Below are 14,370 nucleotides of genomic sequence, written 5' to 3'. Positions count from 1 at the left end.
AATGGCTCATTTTTATTTGCCATTGGGGTGCTCACTTTTTGGGTAGCCTTTGCTACATTTTCATTTTACCGAAAACAATGAACACTATTCTTGAAAAAGTTGAGATTTTTGACGAAGTACAGAAAGATGGTCGTATTTTAAAGGCAGTATATTTTAAATTTCCTGTTTTCTTTGACGGTCTCGAAACGAAATCTATTTTTCTGGACAAACTTAGAACCGTTGAGACGGTGGCCTTGCTGGAACGGGCCGATCTCTGACCCCCAATTCCATCAACAAGGAGAAGAACAGACAAGATGAAACTGATCTTAAGTGACCGGCACCTTGACCTTACGGTAAATGATCCTCTTCGGATCAAGCTGATTGACCTCTCCGCCCTGAACATCCACAACTGTGTGGGCTGCTTCGGCTGCTGGACCAAGACGCCGGGCCGCTGCGTTATTCGGGACGACGCGGTGAAGGTTTATCCTCTCATCGCCCAGAGCGACGCCGTACTCTATGTCAGCCGGATCAAGTACGGCGGATACGACACCGTAATGAAAACCATGCTGGAGCGGTCCATCCCCGTTCAACAGGCTTTTATTCGTCTGTTGGACGGGGAAACCCACCACATTCAGCGGGCGGTAACTGCCAAGCAGGCCCTGATTGTGGGGTACGGCGCCCATTCTCAGGAGGAGCAGGCACTCTTCCTGCGTCTGGCGGCTCGGAATGCCCGGAATATGAATTTCAACCACGTCCAGGTGCTGTTTTCCACCGAGGAGGAGGTAACGGACCTGGTGAGGAGCGAGGTGGCAAAATGGGAAGCATTCTGATCCTCAACGGCAGCCCCAGGGCGCCCAGATCCAACTCCAAGCGGTATGCCCACCTGTTTTCCGACAGCTGCAAAACCCCTACGGACTACTGCGATATCACCAAGGCCAACCATCAGGCCCTCTGTGCCAAGGTAGGGGCCTACTCCCAGTTGGTTTTTGTCTTTCCCCTGTATGTGGACGGTCTGCCCGTCACTCTGCTGAACTTTCTCAAAGACTTGGAGAAGCAGCCCCCTCAGAACAAGCCCACCGTGTCCGTGCTCATCAACTGCGGCTTTCTGGAATACACCCAGAATGACCTGGCGGTGGAGATGCTGGCTCTGTTTTGCAGACAGAATGGCTATCCCTTCGGCTCCGTGCTGAAAATCGGGGGCGGGGAGGCTATTTTGGACACGCCTTTCCGCTTTCTGGCGGCCAGGGGCATCCGCTCCTTCGCTCGCTCGGTGGAGCGGGCAAAGTACGCCGCTTTCCACACCACCATGCCCCTGACCAAGTCCCTGTTTCTGAAGGCATCCGCCCGCTACTGGACGGAATATGGGAAAAAGTACGGCGTCTCCAAGGAGGAGATGCAGACCATGAAAATCGAGCAGGGGTAATTTCTCCGCCCTTCGGGGCAGCCCCCGCTTTCTTCCGCCTGACAAGGCGCATTCCCATGTCCACAGTCCCCATCTGATTCCAGAGAAAGGAAGGTCCGCTGTTATGGCGCTTATGACCGGTGAGCAGTATATAGAAAGCATCCGCAGGCTGAATATGCAGGTCTACCTGTTCGGCAAAAAGATTGACTCCCCCGTGGACGATCCTATTCTCCGTCCCTCCCTCAACAGCGTACGCATGACCTACGACCTGGCCCAACTGCCGGAGTATCAGGACCTGATGACCGCCCGCTCTGGTCTGACGGGGGAACGAGTCAACCGTTTTACCCATATCCACCAGTCCACCGAGGACCTGGTGAAAAAGGTCAAGATGCAGCGCCTGCTGGGACAGCAGACGGCGGCCTGCTTTCAGCGGTGCGTGGGGATGGACGCCTTCAACGCCGTCTATTCCACCACCTATGAGACCGATGGGAAATACGGCACCCATTATCATGAGAACTTCAAGAAGTTTGCCACCTATGTCCAGGAGCACGATCTGACGGTGGATGGGGCCATGACCGATCCGAAGGGGGACCGTTCCAAGGCTCCCCACGCCCAGGCCGATCCCGACCTGTTTCTCCATGTGGCGGAGCGCCGCCCCGACGGCATCGTGGTCCGGGGGGCCAAGGCCCATCAAACCGGCGCTTTGAACAGCCACGAGATCATTGTCATGCCCACCATCTCCATGGGGCCGGAGGACAAGGACTACGCGGTGTCCTTCGCCGTACCGGCGGACGCCGAAGGGATTTATATGATTATCGGCCGGCAGAGCTGCGACACCCGGAAGCTGGAGGGCGGCGAGCTGGACGTAGGCAACAGCGAATTTGGGGGCGTGGAGGCCCTGGTGATTTTCGACAATGTGTTTGTTCCCAACGAGCGGATCTTCCTCAACGGGGAGACGGAATTTGCCGGGATGCTGGTGGAGCGGTTTGCCGGCTATCACCGGCAGAGCTACGGCGGGTGCAAGGTGGGCGTGGGAGATGTGCTCATCGGGGCCGCCGCTGTGGCCGCCGACTATAACGGCTGTGCCAAGGCCTCTCACATCAAGGACAAACTTATTGAGATGACCCACCTGAATGAGACACTGTACTGCTGCGGCATCGCCTGCTCGGCGGAGGGCCACCCCACCGCCAGCGGCAACTACATCATTGATCTGCTGCTGGCCAACGTGTGCAAGCAGAATGTCACCCGCTTCCCCTATGAGATTGTCCGCCTGGCGGAGGATATTGCCGGAGGGCTGATGGTTACCGCCCCTTCGGAGGCCGATTTCCGAGACCCCAGACTGGGGCCGGTAATTGACAAATACCTGCGGGCTGTCCCCGGAGTACGCACGGAGGATCGGCTGCGGATCCTGCGGCTGATTGAAAATCTGTGCCTGGGTACCGCTGCGGTGGGCTACCGCACCGAATCCATGCATGGCGCCGGCTCCCCCCAGGCGCAGCGGATCATGATCGCCCGCCAGGGCAACCTGGAGATGAAAAAGGCCCTGGCCAAAAAGCTGGCCCATATTCAGGCATAAGCAGCGGCCCCCGCCCCGGACTTCCCGGGGGCGGGGGCCGGCTTTTCGTTGCCCCGGCGGGGGAAACATGGTATACTGAAGTACATCTTTGTTAAAGGAAGTCGGCTATGGATAAACTGGTGGTGGGCATTCTGGCCCACGTGGACGCGGGAAAGACCACCCTGACCGAGGGGCTGCTCTACACCTGCGGGCGGCTGAAAAAACTGGGGCGGGTGGACCACGGAGACGCCTTTCTGGACACCGACCCCATGGAGAAGGAGCGGGGCATTACCATCTTCTCCAAGCAGGCCGTGCTCCCCCTGGAGACGGTGGAGTTCACCCTGCTGGACACCCCCGGCCACGTGGACTTTTCCGCCGAGATGGAGCGCACCCTGTCGGTGCTGGACTGTGCCATCCTGGTAGTGAGCGGCAGCGACGGGGTGCAGGGCCACACCCACACCCTGTGGCGGCTGCTGGCGCGGTACGGCGTCCCCACCTTCCTCTTTGTGAACAAAATGGACCTGGCGGGGGCGGACCGGGGGGCGCTGCTGGCGCAGCTGAAGAAACAGCTGGACGAGGGCTGCGCCGACTTCCGGGACCAGGCCGCCCTGTATGAGCAGGCCGCCTTGTGCGATGAGGGCCTGCTGGAGGACTATCTGGACACCGGGGCGGTGTCCGACGCCGCCCTCACCGCCCTCATCGCCCGGCGGAAGCTCTTCCCCTGCTGGTTTGGCTCGGCTTTGAAGCTGGATGGGGTGGGGGACCTCCTCCACGGGCTGGAGCGGTACGCCCCCCGGCCGGTGTACGGCGGCGGCTTCGGCGCCCGGATCTTCAAAATCTCTCGGGATGAGCAGGGGACGCGGCTGGCCTGGATGAAGATCACCGGCGGCAGCCTGAAGGTAAAGGCCCTGTTGGAGGGACCTGGCTGGCAGGAGAAGGCGGACCAGCTGCGGATATACTCCGGGCGGAAGTTCCAGCTGACCGAGCTGGCCCCGGCGGGGAGCGTGGTGGCGGTCACCGGCCTGTCCGCCGCCGCCGCGGGCCAGGGTCTGGGCTTTGAGGCGGAGGGGGCGCCCCCCGCCCTGGAGCCGGTGCTCACCTATCAGGTGCTCCTGCCGGAGGGGCAGGACCCGGTGACCGCCCTGCAAAAGCTGCGCCAGCTGGAGGAGGAGGACCCCCAGCTCCACCTGGTATGGAATGAGCGGCTGGGGGAGCTCCACATCCAGCTCATGGGTCAGGTCCAGCTGGAGATCCTCCAGCGGCTGATTGGGGAGCGGTTCGGCATGGCGGTATCCTTTGGCCAGGGGGGCATTGTCTATCGGGAGACCATCGCGGCCCCGGTGATCGGGGTGGGCCACTACGAGCCTCTGCGCCACTACGCCGAGGTCCACCTGCTGCTGGAGCCGGGAGCGCGTGGCAGCGGCATCACTCTGGCCACCGCCTGCCCGGAGGAGGTGCTGGAGCGGAACTGGCAGCGGCTGGTGCTCACCCACCTGGCGGAGCGGACCCACCCGGGGGTGCTCACCGGCTCCCCCCTCACCGATGTGAAAATCACTCTGCTGGCGGGCCGGAGCCACCTGAAACACACCGAGGGGGGAGATTTCCGCCAGGCCACTTACCGGGCGGTGCGCCAGGGTCTGATGGAGGCGGAGAGCATTCTGCTGGAGCCCTGGTACTCCTTCCGGCTGGAGGTACCCGCCTCTCAGGTGGGCCGGGCCATGACCGACCTTCAGCGAATGGGGGGTGACTGCCAGCCGCCGGAGGCGGCGGGAGAGCTCGCCGTCCTCACCGGGACGGCCCCGGTGGCGGGGCTGCGGGATTACGGTCAGGAGGTGGCCGCCTACACCCGGGGCCTGGGCCGGCTGAGCTGCGCCTTAACGGGCTATTTCCCCTGCCACGACCAGCAGACTGCGGTGGAGGCCGCGGGCTACGACCCGGAGCGGGATGTGGACAATCCCACCGGCTCGGTGTTCTGCGCCCACGGGGCGGGGTACAACGTGAAGTGGGACCAGGTGAAGGAGATGGCCCACGTCTCCAGCGGCCTGACCCTGGAGGGGCAGCCTCCGGCGGAGGCCGGCCCTCTCTCCCCCCGGACCCGCCCGGCGGACCGGGGCCTGTCCCTGGAGCAGGACAAGGAGCTGCTGGCTATTTTTGAGCGGACCTATGGCAAGGTGGAGCGCCGGGCCTTCGCCCCGCCCCCCAAGCCCGCCCGCACCAGTCTGGACGACCGGAAATACAGCGTACAGGCCCGGAGCCAGGAGCCGGGGTACCTGCTGGTGGACGGCTACAACCTCATCTACGCCTGGGAGGAGCTGAAGCAGGCCGCCCAGACCAACCTGGACGCCGCCCGGCAGATGCTGATGGACGTCTTGAGCAACTACCAGGGGGTCCAAAAGGACGTGGTGATCCTGGTATTTGACGCTTATAAGGTCCCCAGAGCAACCCAGGACGTATATAAATACCACAATATTTATGTTGTATATACCAAAGAGGCGGAGACCGCCGACACCTATATTGAGCGGGCCACCTATGAAATCGGAAAGCACCACCGGGTGCGGGTAGCCACCTCCGACGGGGCCGAGCAGCTCATCATTCTGGGCCACGGCGCCCTGCGGCTGTCGGCCACCGCCTTCAAGGCGGAGGTGGAGGGGGTGGCCGGACAGATCGCGGCCCTGATCCGGCAGATCAACAAGCCCGTCCCCTCCCGTCCGGTGGAGGCCGCCCTGAAAAAGGCACAGGAGGAACGGAAATGATCCCCATGCATGTCATCGCCACCATCCGCAGCGACTTCCCCACCAAGTTCGGCATCCCCCGGCAGAGCGGGCTGGTGGAGGCGCTGCGGGCCACGGTGGTGTTTGAACCGGAGTACCGCAACCCCGACGCCCTGCGGGGGCTGGAGGAGTTCTCTCACATCTGGCTCATCTGGCAGTTTTCCCAGGCGGTGCGGGAGACCTGGTCCCCCACGGTGCGGCCCCCCCGGCTGGGGGGCAACGCCCGGATGGGGGTGTTCGCCACCCGCTCCCCCTTCCGGCCCAATCCCATCGGCCTGTCCTGTGTACGCCTGGAGGGGATTGAGAAGGACAGGACGCTGGGCCATGTGCTGGTGGTGTCGGGGGCGGATCTCATGGACGGCACCCCCATTCTGGACATCAAGCCCTATCTCCCCTATGCCGATGCCCATCCGGAGGCCCTGGGGGGCTTTACCGGCAACGCGGGGGGCAAGGTGCTGAAGGTGGATGTTCCCCCGGAGCTGCTGGACCAGGTGCCGGCGGAGAAGCGGCAGGCCCTCATCGGAGTGTTGTCCCGGGACCCCCGCCCCTCTTACCAGCATGATTCCAGCCGGGTGTACGGTATGGCCTTCGCCGGACTGGAGGTGGGCTTTACTGTGGAGGGGGATGCACTCCACGTCCAGTGGATCAAATAGCGCCGGGCGGCCGGATGGGCCGCCCGGTTTTTTTGCCTTCCGCGCAACAAAACCGCCCTCTCAGGGATGTTAGGGGTGAAAGGGGTGAGGACATGGACGAGACAAGGAATTTGCGGCAGGCGATGGAGCGATACGGAGACATGGTGTACCGCCTGGCTCTGGCCCAGACCCACAGCGGACACGATGCCGAGGACGTGTTTCAGGAGGTCTTTCTCCGCTACCTCCGGGCCGCCCCGGCGTTCCGGGAGGAGGAGCACCGGAAAGCCTGGCTGCTGCGGGTGACGGTGAACTGCTGCAAAAAGCTCCACCGCTCCTTCTGGCGGCGGCACACGGTGGCCCTGTCCGAGACCATCCCCGCCCAAAGCCGGGAAGAGGGGGAGCTGCTGGCCCTGCTGGAGGGGCTGCCGGAAAAATACCGGGCGGTGCTCCACCTCTATTATTACGAGGGCTACGACACCGGAGAGATCGCGGCCATTCTGGGCCGCAGCCCCAACACCGTCCGCAGCCAGCTCTCCCGGGGACGGGCGCTGCTGCGGGACGCATGGAAAGGAGCGGAAGAAGCATGACGGAGCAGATCTATCGGGACCTTTTTGACAAAGCCCGGCCCGGCCCCGCCCTGGCGGAGGACACCCTGGCGGCGGCGGGGGCGCACTCCGCCCGGCGGCGGGTCCCGGTCCGGCGGCTGGCGGCGGCGGCGCTCTGCCTGGCGGTAGTGCTGGGAGCAGCCAATTATCAGGCCCTGGCCGCCGGGTTTCAGTGGGTGGTACGCTACTTCACCGGCGTGGGGGCAGCCGCCGGGCCGGTCCTGGTGGTGGAGCAGGCCGATGAGTGGACCGAGGGAGACTGGCTGTGCCAACTGGACGGGGTGAGCCAGGGGGAATATCTGCTGCTGGAGCTTTACCTGGTCAGTCCGGAGGAGGAGTCCCTCGCGGCGGTGACCCGGGAGCTGCGGGTATACGCCGGAGACGTCCCCCTGGAGCAGGGGGATACCGCCTACTCCGCCTGGCTGCCCTACGACGGCTTCGCGGCCCAGGGCCGGAGCTGGATGTCCCTGGCCGGGCTGGACTGCGGACCGGAGCTGGCCTGGAAGCAGGCGGGCTACCAGTCCAGGGTCCATATGGCCTTCACCTACCGCCTGCCGGAGGAGGTGCCGGCGGAACTGACCTACCAGCTGGTGGATTTGGATGGGATGGAGACCCGCGCCGGAACCCTGGCCCTCACCCCGGCGGAGGCTCAGGCGGCCTGGTCGGACAGCCGGGGCTTTGACCAGGGGACGGTGACTGTTCTGGTCAGTGAGGATGGGCGGCAGCTGTCCCTGTACGCCCACCGGCTGGAGAACGAGGCGGGACTGCTGCTGACGGGGGCCTCCCTGTTTCACCACCAAGTCACCTTTGTGGGGGGCTCGGGCAGGCGCTACCCCGACGCCGGGGAGGGTTTCCGCAGCTTCACCTCCGGCCAGGTGAACGTCCAGCTGGCCGCCGCCCCAAGCTGGGTGGAGGAACCCATCGCAGCGGTGGAAATCGGCGCCGTCCAGCTCTTCTACGAGTATGACGCCCGATGGGACGGACCGGGGGGCGGCACTGTCCGCGCCCGGGATTCCGTCACCTACGGGGACCTGGACTGGGTCATTTCCCTGGAGTAGCCGCAAAGAAAAATGCGCCGGCCTCATCCCCGGCAAACTATGCCCTGCTTCCGTCCATGGGGCTCCCTCCATTCAAAAAGCAGGTTCCAGCTGTACCCCTTTCAGGGGAAAGCGGCTGGAACCTGCTTTTGTCCAGGCGGATCTGATTGCAAGCCGGGGTCTTTGCCGGCGGGGCGGAGCAGCTGCGGCACCTCAGGGGGCAATCCGTACAGGGTGCAGACGGCCTGATCCAGCCGGGTCTGAAGGGAACGGGTGGGACCGCCGGCCTGATGGCCCGCCTGGCACAGGGCGGCAATGTGCCGGTGGAGAGGACTAGACGGGTCGTAGGGGGGAATGCGCAGCTTGTCCAGCACGTGGGTGGAGATGCTGGTGGGATTCATATAGCACTGGATGCAGTAGCGCACGGGGGTGGCGCTGAGCACACCGCAGAGGTAAAACGCCTCCTCCCGGCAGTCGGTCCCCACATACATCACCTTTTCGTTGGGGATTCGCAGCCGCTCCCCCAGGAAGGGGTCCCGGACAGGGGTGATGACCGCGGTGAGAAACGTCTGGGCAATGTAGCGCCAGGCCACCTTGTACCGGGAGAAGGTATACGTCCCCACCCGGAGAACGGCGTAAAACCGGCTGGCCTGGATCTCCCGTTCCCAACCGGCAAAGCCCTTCCGGGCGTCCAGGTCAGCCCGGAAGGAGAGCAGGTAGCGGTAGGTCAGAGGGGCCTGAGCCTGGAGCACGTCCTGCTCCACCGGCCACATTTTCCCCGCTTGGGTGTGGGGGAGCAGGAGGTAGGAGCTGCTGCTCACACGCCAGGGGGCGATGTCGCTGCCCTGCACCAGGGGGTAAAGAAAGGTGTCCTCCAGCCGGGTCTCCGTCTGCGCCACCTTCCGTCTGGCCCGGCCCACCAGGTTGCGGACCTGGAGGGTGTGTGGACCGGCCTTTTGGAGGATGTCCAGCCAGTACACCCCGTTGGCGCCCCCGGTAAACACCCCCGTCCGGGCCTGGTAGGGGTTGCTGCCCAGCAGGGCGCCGGTAAGGGCGGCCAGGGGCGGCGGAGTGCTCACCCAGATGGAGGAGGGGTCCTCCCGATTCGCCGGAAGGGCCACCATCTCCTCCCGGTCCACGGCGGACAGGATGGTTTGGGCGGTGGCGTCAGGCCGCCGGGTGGCCTGGAGGAAGCCCTTCCGCCGCCGCCAGCAGAAGTAGGGGACGGGGAAGCGCTGCTCTTCGTTGCGGCGGATGAGCACCAGGGCGGTCCGGCCGCCGGTCCCCTCGAAGGGCTTGATCCGGCCCAGATCCTCCACCCGCACCACCCGGAAGGGGATGCCGCTCCCCTCCAGCCGGAAGCGGCGGAAGCCGGTGCCGTTCTGGGCGGACTTGAACAGAGTCTGGCGGAGGAGGAAGCTCAAATACCCCCCGTCGGCCAGAAAGCGGTCGATCACCGCACAGGTAATCAGGCTGGAGATGTCCTCCTTGAGAAAGCGGAGCTTGCGGCCCTGGGGCCGGAACAGGCCGTAGGATGCCCAGAGGTGCTGGGACTTGTCTCTGTATCCCTGGGGCAGGTACTCCCAGTTCACCCAGGGAGGGTTGCCCGCCACAATGTCCGCCCGTCCCAGCCCGTGGCCGTGGATGCGGTCGAGGAGGATGGCGGCGAGGATGCGCCGGTTGTCCGCCCCCCAGGCCGACAGTTGCTCCCACAGGGCGGCGCATGCCGGGTGCTCAGCCGCCGCCTCCGCCAGCAGGGTGAGCAGCTCCTCCGGGCAGAAGGGTCTGGGACCCGTCAGCAGCGCCCGGCAGACCGAAAGGGGAACGGGACAGAGCAGCTCACAGTTGGTGTCAATCCACAGCATCTCCCCCCGGATCTGGGGGATGTTGAGCACGTCGTAGCGGTAGATGGGGAGATCCACCTCTCCCTCTGCCCCCAGTTGGTCCAGCATGGCGGCCAGGTAGGCGGCCTTGGCCGTCAGCACCGCCAGGGAGTTGATGTCAAAGCCGGCCACCTGGCCCGGCCTCACCCGGCCGTACGCCGCCGTATCCCGGACAGCCCGTATGGCGCCGGCCAGAAAGGTGCCGGCGCCGCAGGTGGGGTCCAAAAAGCGCAGTGCCGCCGCCCGGCTGCCGGCGGCGTCCAGGGCCAGCTGGAGGGTGCAGGCCGCCAGCCAGTCCGGGGTATAATACTCCCCCAGGGCGTGGCGAATGTCCCGGGGCATCACCGTCTCGTAAATGCGCTTCAGGCTGTCGGGCCGGAAGGCGCAGGCAAACTCCGCCGCACCGGTCACCCGGTTCTGTTCTTCCAGCACCTGCCAGAGGGTGCGGCAGCAATCCTCCACCTCCCCGTCCCAGTACCGCAGCAGCCAGGCATACCAGTCGTCCCCGCAGTAGTTGCGCACCCCCAGCGCCCGGAAGGCCGACCCGGACAAAATCTCCCGCAGGTCCGCCGCCGGAGCGGGGCGCACTTCCCGCACCAGCTGATAGGCGATGTATTTGATCAGCACACTGTAAAAGCTCTGGATACTCTGTACCAGCCGGGACAGTTCCACCGCCCCGCCGGTCAGACCGTACTGCCGCCCCAGCTCCCTGGGGCGCAGCCGGGCATTCTGGCTCAGCCGGACATCCAGCTCCCCATAGGTAAAGGCCAGCTCCCTGCGCCACATGGCGAAGAGGGGGTCTGCCCCCTCCTCCAACTCCTCCAGCTTGTGATAAAAGCACACCACCGCCCCCCGCTCCGCCGCGGACAGGGGCGAATACCAATCCTGAAGCTGGATCAGAATTCCCCGCAGATCGTACATGCCTCTCCTCCCTGTGCCGGCCCCCCGCTATGCCGCCGGGAGGGACGCCAGCTCCGCCAGCGCCTCTCCCTCCGTGTCCCCGGAGCAGCAGAACCGCCCCGCCTGGTCGTATACCTCCACATGCCCGGCCACATACCGAATCTCATAGTCCATCCTGCCCCGCTCCTTTCCCTTGGTTTGGGTACAGGATATCACAATCATAGTCCTATAAACCGGACTATTCAAGCGCTTCCAAAAAGGCCGCCCACTCCTCCGGGTGCTCCACAAAGGACTTGGGGCAGAGCTTGCCCGTCACGTCGTAGTGGCGGATAACCTGGCTGGTATCCAGGTCATAGGCCTCCATCAGCCAGCGGGTGAGCCGCACCAGGGCGTCATAGGTGGCCTGGGTAAAGGTCCCGCTGTCGTCCGGATGGCAGCACTCGATGGAGATGGTGTCCTCATTGCGCTCATTGGAGCAGTAGGCAATCTCCTCCAGGGGGACATTTTGGAGAATTTCGCCCTCCAGGCCGATGAGGAAGTGGCTGCTGGCGTAAGTCTCCCCAGTCTGGGCCAGATTTTCAAAATAGCTGTGGTTCTGTTCCGCCGTGGTGCCGGGGTTTCCCACATAGTGGATGACCACCCCGTTGACCCGCTCCAGGGCCGTGCCGGGCCGGGAGTAGGGGTTGACCGGCAGCAGCTCCACGGTGATCCAGTCGGGGACCTGCCGGGCCGCCGCCTGCCGCGGAACCAAGGGGACCGCCCACTTTACCGCCGCCAGCACCGCCACCAGCAGCAGAAGAACCGGAATCAGGGGAGGCCGGCGGTGCTTGCTCCGCCGCCGGCGGCGGGTTGGGGTGTGTGCGGGCATGGCAGGGGCCTCCTTACGCTTGGTGTCTCCCCTATTATAACAGGATTCCCCCACCCCGTGTTTTACAGATTTCTTACGATCCTCCCCCGGCGGGACCTTGGGCGGGTTAAACACGCGGCCGGAACGGGATCGGTCCCTTTTTTGTTCCTGCCGGCGGAAACTCATCTGCGGCGTGGGGAAACGGCGCCTAAAAAAGTGGAGCCCGGGCGTTTGCCCGGGCTCCTTGCAGATATAACTTACTTGTACAGCTCCACCAGACGGGTCAGGTGCTCCCAACGCTCCTTGGCAGCCTCTTCGTTGCGGGCGAAGAGCTCCTTGGCGCGCTCGGGGAAGGCACGGGTCAAGGAGGAGTAGCGGGCCTCGTTCATCAGGAACTCCTGATAGCCGCCGGCAGGGGCCTTGGAGTCCAGGGTGAAGGGGTTCTTGCCCTCGGCCTTCAGAGCGGGGTTGTACCGGAACAGGTTCCAGTAGCCGCAGTCCACGGCCTTCTTCATCTCCTGCTGGCAGTTGGCCATGCCGCCCTTGATGGAGTGCATCTCGCAGGGGGCGTAGCCGATAACCAGAGAGGGTCCGTGATAGGCCTCGGCCTCGGTGATGGCCTTCAGGGTCTGGTTGGGGTTGGCGCCCATGGCAATCTGAGCCACGTAGACGTAGCCGTACTGCATGGCGATCTCAGCCAGGCTCTTCTTGGGCTGGGTCTTACCGGCGGCGGCAAACTGGGCCACCTGGCCGATGTTGGAGGACTTGGAGGCCTGTCCGCCGGTGTTGGAGTACACCTCGGTGTCGAAGACGAAGATGTTGACGTCCTCACCGGAGGCGATGACGTGATCCAGACCGCCGTAGCCGATGTCGTAGGCCCAGCCGTCGCCGCCGAAGATCCACACGGACTTCTTGTTCAGGTACTCCTTCTCCTTCAGGATCTCACGCACCAGCTTGCAGGCGTCGCAGGTGCAGCCCTCGCCCTGGGCCTTGTGGCCCTCCATGGCGGCAATGTAGGCCTTGGCAGCTTCGCCGTTGGCCACACCGTCATCCATGGTGTCCAGCCACTTCTGAGCAGCTGCGGCAATGCCCTCGTCCACATAGTCAATGGCGATCAGGGCGCGGGTCTGGTCGGCCAGCCGGTCCCGGATGGCCTTCTGGCCCAGATACAGGCCCAGGCCGTGCTCGGCGTTATCCTCGAACAGGGAGTTGGCCCAGGTGGGACCCTTGCCTTCCTTGTTCACGGTGTAGGGAGAGGTGGCAGCCGGGCCGCCCCAGATGGAGGAGCAGCCGGTGGCGTTGGAGACATACATCCGCTCGCCGCACACCTGGGTAATCAGGCGGGCATAGGCGGTCTCGGCACAGCCGGCGCAGGAGCCGGAGAACTCCAGCAGGGGCTGCTTGAACTGGCTGCCCTTGACGGAGGTGGTGTCCTCCACGTCGGCCTTGGGGGCCACCTTGGCCACCATGTAGTCGAAGACCTCCTGCTGGGCGGCCTGGGACTCCTGAGGCACCATGGTCAGGGCCTTCACCGGGCAGACGCTGACGCACACGGTGCAGCCCATGCAGTCCAGCGGGCTGACGGCCAGAGCGAACTTGTACACGCCCTTGCCCTTGCCGGCCTTGATGTCCACAATCTTGGACTGAGCGGGCGCGGCAGCGGCCTCGGCCTCGGTGAGGGCGAAGGGCCGGATGGTGGCGTGGGGGCAGACGTAGGAGCACTGGTTGCACTGGATGCACTTGGCGGAATCCCACTCAGGCACGGTAACGGCCACGCCCCGCTTCTCATAGGCAGCGGCGCCCTGGTAGAAGGTGCCGTCCTCATGGCCGTCGGCAAAGGCGGACACGGGCAGGCTGTCACCGTCCATGCGGCCCACGGGCTCCATGATGTCCTTCACCATCTTCACGGTGTCGGCGTTGCCGGACAGGTTGTCCTCGGCGGGCTTGTCCTCGGCGGTGGCCCAGCTGGCGGGAACCTCGAACTTGTGGAAGGCGGTGGCGCCGGTGTCAATGGCCTTGTGGTTCATATCCACCACGTCCTGGCCCTTCTTCAGGTAGGAGTGGGTGGCGGCATCCTTCATGTAGCCGATGGCCTCGGCCTCGGGCATCACCTTGGCCAGGGCGAAGAAGGCGGACTGGAGGATGGTGTTGGTGCGCTTGCCCATGCCGATCTCAATGGCCAGATCAATGGCGTTGATGGTGTAGACCTGGATGTTGTGCTCGGCAATGTAGCGCTTGGCGGCGGCGGGCATGTGGTGATCCAGCTCCTCATCGCTCCACTGGCAGTTGATGAGGAAGATGCCGCCGTCCTTCACGTCACGGACCATGGGGAAGCCCTTGACAATGTAGGCGGGAACGTGGCAGGCCACGAAGTCGGCCTTGTTGATGTAATAGGGGGCGCGGATGGGCTGGTCGCCGAAGCGCAGGTGGCTGATGGTCACGCCGCCGGTCTTCTTGGAGTCGTACTGGAAGTACGCCTGGACATACTTGTCGGTGTGGTCGCCGATGATCTTGATGGAGTTCTTGTTGGCGCCCACGGTGCCGTCGCCGCCCAGGCCCCAGAACTTGCACTCGATGGTGCCGGGAGCCGCGGTGTTGGGGGAGGGCTTCTCCTCCAGGGAGGTGAAGGTCACATCGTCCACAATGCCCACGGTGAACTGACGCTTGGGCTGGGCCTTGGTCAGCTCCTCATACACGGCGAACACGTTGCTGGGCGGGGTGTCCTTGGAACCCAGGCCGTAGCGGCCGCCGATGATGGT

General features: G+C 64.3%; 11 protein-coding genes and 1 pseudogene. 8 read left to right on the top strand and 4 right to left on the bottom strand.

Features of this window, described 5'->3' with window-relative positions:
- The 8 genes and pseudogenes from Q0J74_RS06770 to Q0J74_RS06735 all read left to right on the top strand — a co-directional run.
- Window positions 1-257, top strand: a pseudogene (locus Q0J74_RS06770) (hypothetical protein); the annotation flags it as partial.
- A gap of 36 nt (window positions 258-293) precedes the next feature.
- Window positions 294-809: an NAD(P)H-dependent oxidoreductase gene (locus Q0J74_RS06765; protein WP_297212535.1), complete on the top strand. Its 516-nt coding sequence runs from the start codon at window positions 294-296 to the stop codon at window positions 807-809.
- Window positions 794-1,402 (top strand): hypothetical protein, encoded by a 609-nt coding sequence (locus Q0J74_RS06760; protein WP_297212532.1) that lies wholly within the window; start codon window positions 794-796, stop codon window positions 1,400-1,402. The genes Q0J74_RS06765 and Q0J74_RS06760 overlap by 16 nt, the downstream gene beginning before the upstream one ends.
- Before the next feature lie 103 nt (window positions 1,403-1,505).
- A complete protein-coding gene (locus tag Q0J74_RS06755) occupies window positions 1,506-2,957 on the top strand; it encodes a 4-hydroxyphenylacetate 3-hydroxylase family protein (protein WP_297212529.1) in 1,452 nt (483 codons plus the stop codon).
- Window positions 2,958-3,064: 107 nt separating this feature from the next.
- Window positions 3,065-5,689 carry a translation factor GTPase family protein gene (locus Q0J74_RS06750; protein ID WP_297212526.1) on the top strand — a complete coding sequence of 875 codons (2,625 nt, stop codon included), beginning with the start codon at window positions 3,065-3,067 and terminating at the stop codon, window positions 5,687-5,689.
- Window positions 5,686-6,360: a tRNA (N6-threonylcarbamoyladenosine(37)-N6)-methyltransferase TrmO gene (tsaA, locus tag Q0J74_RS06745; RefSeq protein ID WP_297212523.1), complete on the top strand. Its 675-nt coding sequence runs from the start codon at window positions 5,686-5,688 to the stop codon at window positions 6,358-6,360. The genes Q0J74_RS06750 and tsaA overlap by 4 nt, the downstream gene beginning before the upstream one ends.
- 92 nt (window positions 6,361-6,452) lie before the next feature.
- Window positions 6,453-6,926 carry an RNA polymerase sigma factor gene (locus Q0J74_RS06740; RefSeq protein ID WP_297212522.1) on the top strand — a complete coding sequence of 158 codons (474 nt, stop codon included), beginning with the start codon at window positions 6,453-6,455 and terminating at the stop codon, window positions 6,924-6,926.
- Window positions 6,923-8,002 carry a hypothetical protein gene (locus Q0J74_RS06735; RefSeq protein WP_297212519.1) on the top strand — a complete coding sequence of 360 codons (1,080 nt, stop codon included), beginning with the start codon at window positions 6,923-6,925 and terminating at the stop codon, window positions 8,000-8,002. The genes Q0J74_RS06740 and Q0J74_RS06735 overlap by 4 nt, the downstream gene beginning before the upstream one ends.
- A 101-nt stretch (window positions 8,003-8,103) precedes the next feature.
- On the opposite strand, the gene Q0J74_RS06730 is transcribed toward Q0J74_RS06735, so the two are convergent.
- The 4 genes from Q0J74_RS06730 to nifJ form a co-directional block, all read right to left on the bottom strand.
- Window positions 8,104-10,785: a hypothetical protein gene (locus tag Q0J74_RS06730; RefSeq protein WP_297212516.1), complete on the bottom strand. Its 2,682-nt coding sequence runs from the start codon at window positions 10,783-10,785 to the stop codon at window positions 8,104-8,106.
- Between the two features lie 27 nt (window positions 10,786-10,812).
- Window positions 10,813-10,938 carry a hypothetical protein gene (locus tag Q0J74_RS06725; RefSeq protein ID WP_297212513.1) on the bottom strand — a complete coding sequence of 42 codons (126 nt, stop codon included), beginning with the start codon at window positions 10,936-10,938 and terminating at the stop codon, window positions 10,813-10,815.
- 64 nt (window positions 10,939-11,002) lie between these two features.
- The gene (locus Q0J74_RS06720; RefSeq protein ID WP_297212510.1) at window positions 11,003-11,632 is read right to left on the bottom strand and encodes a peptidoglycan recognition protein family protein; all 630 of its coding nucleotides are present in this window, start codon (window positions 11,630-11,632) and stop codon (window positions 11,003-11,005) included.
- Window positions 11,633-11,868: 236 nt separating this feature from the next.
- Window positions 11,869-14,370 (bottom strand): pyruvate:ferredoxin (flavodoxin) oxidoreductase (nifJ, locus tag Q0J74_RS06715; protein WP_297212508.1); only part of this gene is annotated, 2,502 nt, incomplete at its 5' end.

This window comes from uncultured Flavonifractor sp. (genome assembly GCF_944387675.1).
Taxonomy (GTDB): Bacteria; Bacillota; Clostridia; order Oscillospirales; family Oscillospiraceae; genus Flavonifractor.
The sequence above is the reverse complement of the archived record's forward strand: the minus strand, read 5'-3'. Positions and strand labels throughout refer to the sequence as shown.

Bases quoted from the DNA above. Each gene is read 5' to 3' on its own strand.
- Q0J74_RS06765 (WP_297212535.1), top strand. From the start codon at position 294: ATGAAACTGATCTTAAGTGACCGGCACCTTGACCTTACGGTAAATGAT.
- Q0J74_RS06760 (WP_297212532.1), top strand. From the start codon at position 794: ATGGGAAGCATTCTGATCCTCAACGGCAGCCCCAGGGCGCCCAGATCC.
- Q0J74_RS06755 (WP_297212529.1), top strand. From the start codon at position 1,506: ATGGCGCTTATGACCGGTGAGCAGTATATAGAAAGCATCCGCAGGCTG.
- Q0J74_RS06750 (WP_297212526.1), top strand. From the start codon at position 3,065: ATGGATAAACTGGTGGTGGGCATTCTGGCCCACGTGGACGCGGGAAAG.
- tsaA (WP_297212523.1), top strand. From the start codon at position 5,686: ATGATCCCCATGCATGTCATCGCCACCATCCGCAGCGACTTCCCCACC.
- Q0J74_RS06740 (WP_297212522.1), top strand. From the start codon at position 6,453: ATGGACGAGACAAGGAATTTGCGGCAGGCGATGGAGCGATACGGAGAC.
- Q0J74_RS06735 (WP_297212519.1), top strand. From the start codon at position 6,923: ATGACGGAGCAGATCTATCGGGACCTTTTTGACAAAGCCCGGCCCGGC.
- Q0J74_RS06730 (WP_297212516.1), bottom strand. From the start codon at position 10,785: ATGTACGATCTGCGGGGAATTCTGATCCAGCTTCAGGATTGGTATTCG.
- Q0J74_RS06725 (WP_297212513.1), bottom strand. From the start codon at position 10,938: ATGGACTATGAGATTCGGTATGTGGCCGGGCATGTGGAGGTATACGAC.
- Q0J74_RS06720 (WP_297212510.1), bottom strand. From the start codon at position 11,632: ATGCCCGCACACACCCCAACCCGCCGCCGGCGGCGGAGCAAGCACCGC.